Consider the following 5,143-nt stretch of genomic DNA (forward strand, 5'->3'; position numbering starts at 1 on the left):
TGCTTTCTATTCTGCCATCAACTTGCCTGCTAAGTCTTTGAGTATTTATACTGGCTGCAAAACTGGGATGCTCCCAACAGTTTTTTAATTCAGAATTCGTCTTTTTTACCTGACGGGGTTGTCACCCCGTCAGATTGGTGGATTGACAGCCGGGACAAATCATAATTTTTTTTACTTGATTAGAGCTTTTGTTTATACCATAAATATGCAACGCTCATTAAGTAGGTGAGAATATTGTAGGAATGATTGATTAATTTGCCCTAGAATTTTAGGATGGTAATTATATCAAGTCTGAGCGAGCGCTCGCAATACCTGAGACTCTGGAGGGTTGACGAATATTTGCATTGGGAATCCGAGTTCCGGGTGAACCCGTCCCTAAAGGATTGGAATGCTTTCGTAACTATCGGCCTATATTCCGCTTCATTTGATCTAGTTCTTCGTCTGCTTCCCAGCGTTGAAACTTTTCTTCTAAAGGGTCTGCGGCCGTAAAACTGCTATAATTTGAACTCTGATTCCAACCCTTTGTATCCCAATTCTGCTCTGTTTTAGTGGTGGTAGTTCGAGTTGCAGCTTCTGCCGCTTTTGCTCGGACTTCTTTTCGCCGTACTTGAATTTGGCGGTACAGTTCTTTTGCTTTTTCAATCCGTTCTTTGCAGCCTTGCATTTGACCCCAGCGCTGATTTCCCTGACGCAGCAAAGTGGCTTGCCGCTCTTGGGCGGCTTGAGCTAAATCGAGCCTTTGAGCAGCTTTAGCTTTGTTGATGCGATCGTTCCAGCGCTGAATTTCTTGAGCGGCGGATAGAATTTCGGCTTGCAGTTTTTTCTCTTGTTTTTGGATATCGAGAATCAGCCGCAGAGTGTCTTCTTCTTGTTCCTTCAGTTGTTCTTCTATTGCCTGCAATTCCAGATGGGGATTGCTGCGTAAAAATTCTTCTAATCTGGTTTCTAGAAAGCGGCTGAAATCATCAAATAAGCCCATTTTTTATAATTCCTCAGTCATTAGTCCTGGGTCATTAGTCATTGGTCATTAGTTATTAGTCATTGGTTCTTAGTCACTGGAGATCAATTATTGATCCTGAGTTGTTAGTTATAGGAGAAGAAAGTTCGGCAACGAATTGGGTAACCGATTTAACGGATAGAAGCAAGAAGTAATAAGAGCAATGGTTTCAGCAATTAAGAACTTCTTGGCGGTTCCTATATTATAACTGTTTTCACTGCTCGTGATATACAGCCCGATCGCTGCCCATTACTGATTACCGATGACCTGACTCATAACTAATGACTGATGACTAATGACTGATAACTGATTAGAATTTTTGGCCGACAAAAACCGAGCGCACATCTCCTCCTTTGCGGATAACGGCTTCTTGATTTTTGATTTCTGCCAGCGTCCAACCGCTAGCGCCAATGCTTTCGCCGACATAAATTCTGCGGGCTACGCCGTCTACTTCAAACAAAGCAGCCGATCGATCGCCCAACTCCAAAATCCCTACCAGCGTGTGGGCGGAAGTCGGGGCGCTGCTGACAGCCGGTGCGGATTGCTCGGGCGCGGGTGCGGATTGCTGGGCTGGGGGCGCGGGTGCCGGCTCGGTTTCGCGAGCCAAAATCTTTGGCTGGGGAGACTCCGAGGGGGAAGGGGAAGCGGCCAGGGGATCTCGAGTTCCCGCAGCGGCGATCGCACGACCGGAGGCTGGAGCAGCCGGCGAGGGGGAAACTGCGCTGGTTTGAGGAGCAGCCGGAGCAGCAGCTACCGGAGCAGCCGGAGCCACAGTCACCTGAGCGGGGGGAGGGATGACTACGACTTGGGGTGCTGGTGCTCCCGGCTGCGAGGCAGCTTGTTCCAGAGCATTAGCAATGCGGTTGACTGCTGTCGAAAGACCTGCTGTTGCCGGCGGCGCGCCGGAAATTGGAATGCTCGGCAGCGTCCCTGGGGTGGGGGCTCCGGGAACTCCTGCAAGTTGGGGGTTAGCTTGGGGTGCTTTTTTTTGTTCGATCGCTTCTAGGGAGCGCTGCACGTATTCGACAAACGGGGTATCTGGTGCTGTTTTGCCACTTGCTGCGGGTGTCTCTGGTGCGGGGGCGGCGGGCAAGCGCACGAGTCCCGACCTGCTTGCGAGCCATAACCCCATGACTAGCAGCAGCGACCCAAATGCTGCTCCCAGCAGGATTCTGTCGAATGATTGTTTGGACTGCTGTTTTTTGGCTGTTTCTAGGGCGACTTGGCGGGCGATCGCTTCTACGTCTTTTTCCTCCCGCTGCGGCTGGGGGGGTGCCAACGGCGACAAAACTATTTGAGGTACAGAGATCGACTTGAGCGCCACGAATTCAGGCTGCACTGGTTCCGATGGCAGTCCGTCGCTGCCGTCGAATGCTCGATCGACTCCTTCAAACAGTTCGTCCATCAACCGATCGGCGTAGGACTCTACTGCCACTGCTTCGGCTGGCACTGTTTCGACGGTCGCAACCACGGAGATCGGATCGGACGCTGATTCCAAAGACATCTGTTTGGCGATTACTTTTTGAGGCATAGTTTTCTCTGATTCGCGCTGCTCGACAACCCTGAGACTGTTAACTTTTGACTTTTACAGGATACTTGTGATGTTGACCAATTCTTGGCTCAGGACAGGTCAATTGTATCTCACTCATCACCATATTTTTAGTCCTCGGCCAACTTACTTTGCCCGATCGACTTTTTTTTTACCTGTTTTGGGCCTTTTAGTCCCTGTTTTCTGCTGCCAGTCTTATTTGCTTACGCTGACTTTTACTGCATATTCTACTGCTTGTGTCAATCCCACCCTCCGGGTCTTCACAGTTTTTGACATACAGCTTTACTTGAGGCGATCGCAAAAAAAACGGGTTTTTTGTCGCTGTTTCCGATCTCATTGCAGCTTTGACAAGGATTTCAGACTTTTAGCTGTCTTAAGTTTCTTTGTCCGTTTGCTTAAAAGTCATAACAGGCTTCAGGTTATATAACTTCAATAGTACAATAGCTTCATCATTAGGTAATAAATTGTCAAAGGTTGCAAAATCGTCTGTTAAATAAGAATCTCTCCTAATAATTTTTTTATATTTTTTACCTTACAAATTTTAATATTTAACTATAGTATTGCTTATTTTTAATAAAATAAAGTTATATTACAAATACCGATGCGATCGAAGTTTCGGGGAAAATACCACATTCTAAAGATGTATAATGGTAGGGGTAGAGCGCACATCTAACCTAATTAATTGGCTGATTTAAACACAAGTGCGATCGCCTACTTGTCTAGTTTTGCAATCTAAATATACAAAATTTTCAAAGGGACTTAACCACTCTGTTAATGGGTTAAAAATGATACAAATAATTTTAGTTTAATTGGCTAAAAATACAGTTTTAGCGAACATAATTGGCAGATATTACATAATTTATAGTGAGTATAGGGCTGTGAATGCTAAATGGAAATAACGTATTTTAAGTTTCTGGAAGTAGACTTGTAGGGCGCTAAATGCTAGGTTAGTTCAATTCACCACCCCTGGCAAGACAGTATAGTAAAGTATGATGAAACTGGGTTTTGGCTTGAAGCAAGTCAATCATCTCTAGATGCAGTCTGGAAAAATACTCAGGATGATGTCTATGCCCAACTACTCCAGTAGGGATGCTGAAATAATTTTTATTGTACAGCATAGAAAAATTTTGTATAATCATTGTGCAGGCTATATATCTCCTGATATGCCTATCTGGTTTTTTGTGTCTAGATTTAAATTGCTATGGAATTTTTGACTATCGGTTTCCTTGGAATACATCGCTTTGAAGATGGTGCTGCTATCCGTGGAGCGATTTTGATAACTGATACAGAAACGAAACCTCTAGAGTTTCGAGTAACCGGGCCTGTTCGTCCACAGAAATTCCAGGAGATAGTCTACGGTGGGCTTTTGAATGAGCATATTTCTGTAGAACTGATTGGGTTGCCTCTTCTGAATTCTCTCCAGCAAAAGCCTAACCTGATCATTGTCCGAGATATCTTGTTTCTAGAAATTAATACTAAGCAAGAAATTCCGACGGTTCTCCTACTGAAAGAAGATGAGCCTCTTTTCAATAGAGGCACTTCTAGTAAACCACTTAATCCAGAAGATTCTGGTCGTCCTCCAGTTAAAATTTGTACTTTGAGTCAATTTGAGCCAAAGTTGGAAGACATTTCACATCAGTTGCAGCCAATTTTTTTACATAGGGACTTAATGGAACCATTCGATCGCCTCGAAAAAGCCTGTGCTGATGTTGATACTCGTAATGTGGGTAATAACTAACACTTATGTTCCTGATTAAAGTAATTGCAAAGCAGCTTACTCGTACTACATCAGGTGTTAGATATCCAGATATCTACTTTATCTCTGTCTGGAGGATAGAAACCGCTGTTGTTTATCCGCAGAGTTTTCAGTTTCCATTCATATTGACTTCTGATAATCTTTGCTTAGTCATGGCAAGGAGTAAACCATCGGATAATCTCCTGCTCAAGATACCAGAAATTCACCAAATTCAGGCATCCCTGCTTATTCCTGAAAACTTGAGTATTCCTGAGATCGACATTCCGCAGCCAGGAGTATTCGATTGCACTGACTGGTTCATTGAAGGAGTTATTTGTTCGGAGAACTATGTCGAGCCATTTACTCCCACTAGAACCTTCAAGTACGAAAAAGTTAATTTGTTTGCCTCTCAGGTATCCGAAAATTTGTTTTTTTCATTGAATCTTCCTGAAATTTTTGGGCATTGTTTTGGTCAAGATAAAAAGCAACAAAATAAAGACCAAATCCCAACCAATTCGCCAAGCGAATGGGATCTTTTGCTTCCTATTTTATTACCTCCGCTATCGCTAGAGTTTCCGAAGAAGTTAGATTTTTATCATGAACTGCGCGGATATCAGCAACAGGGAATTAGTTGGCTTGTAGATCGGCCATCAGCTTTGTTGGCAGACGAAATGGGCACTGGTAAAACGGTTCAGGCACTGAATGCTCTGCGCTTGCTGTTTCGTCAAGGAAAGATTAGCTCGGCATTAATCCTGTGTCCACCTGCCGTTATCGGTAGCATTGACTGGGAGCATCCCGCTTTTTAACTAAGCAGAAATACTGAGTTTAATGTGGTTATTTAAATATGCACACCTGAGTCTTA

General features: G+C 44.3%; 4 protein-coding genes. 2 read left to right on the forward strand and 2 right to left on the reverse strand.

The window, feature by feature from the left end; translation table 11 throughout:
• Nucleotides 1-400: 400 nt before the first annotated feature.
• Both QUB33_RS28525 and QUB33_RS28530 read right to left on the reverse strand, forming a co-directional pair.
• Nucleotides 401-979 carry a TIGR04376 family protein gene (locus tag QUB33_RS28525; protein WP_333261484.1) on the reverse strand — a complete coding sequence of 193 codons (579 nt, stop codon included), beginning with the start codon at nt 977-979 and terminating at the stop codon, nt 401-403.
• Nucleotides 980-1,307: 328 nt separating this feature from the next.
• On the reverse strand, nt 1,308-2,528 hold the full coding sequence (locus tag QUB33_RS28530) for a hypothetical protein (protein WP_333357721.1): 1,221 nt from the start codon (nt 2,526-2,528) through the stop codon (nt 1,308-1,310).
• A gap of 1,219 nt (nt 2,529-3,747) precedes the next feature.
• On the opposite strand from QUB33_RS28530, the gene QUB33_RS28535 reads away from it, so the two are divergent.
• A complete protein-coding gene (locus QUB33_RS28535; RefSeq protein ID WP_333357725.1) occupies nt 3,748-4,284 on the forward strand; it encodes a hypothetical protein in 537 nt (178 codons plus the stop codon).
• A gap of 5 nt (nt 4,285-4,289) precedes the next feature.
• Entirely contained in the window at nt 4,290-5,087 is a 798-nt protein-coding gene (locus QUB33_RS28540) for an SNF2-related protein (protein WP_333357728.1), read from the forward strand.
• Nucleotides 5,088-5,143: the final 56 nt, after the last annotated feature.

The sequence above is a fragment of the Microcoleus sp. B3-A4 genome, from assembly GCF_036705385.1.
Taxonomy (GTDB): domain Bacteria; phylum Cyanobacteriota; class Cyanobacteriia; order Cyanobacteriales; family Microcoleaceae; genus Microcoleus.

Bases quoted from the DNA above. Each gene is read 5' to 3' on its own strand.
- QUB33_RS28525 (WP_333261484.1), bottom strand. From the start codon at position 979: ATGGGCTTATTTGATGATTTCAGCCGCTTTCTAGAAACCAGATTAGAA.
- QUB33_RS28530 (WP_333357721.1), bottom strand. From the start codon at position 2,528: ATGCCTCAAAAAGTAATCGCCAAACAGATGTCTTTGGAATCAGCGTCC.
- QUB33_RS28535 (WP_333357725.1), top strand. From the start codon at position 3,748: ATGGAATTTTTGACTATCGGTTTCCTTGGAATACATCGCTTTGAAGAT.
- QUB33_RS28540 (WP_333357728.1), top strand. From the start codon at position 4,290: ATGTTCCTGATTAAAGTAATTGCAAAGCAGCTTACTCGTACTACATCA.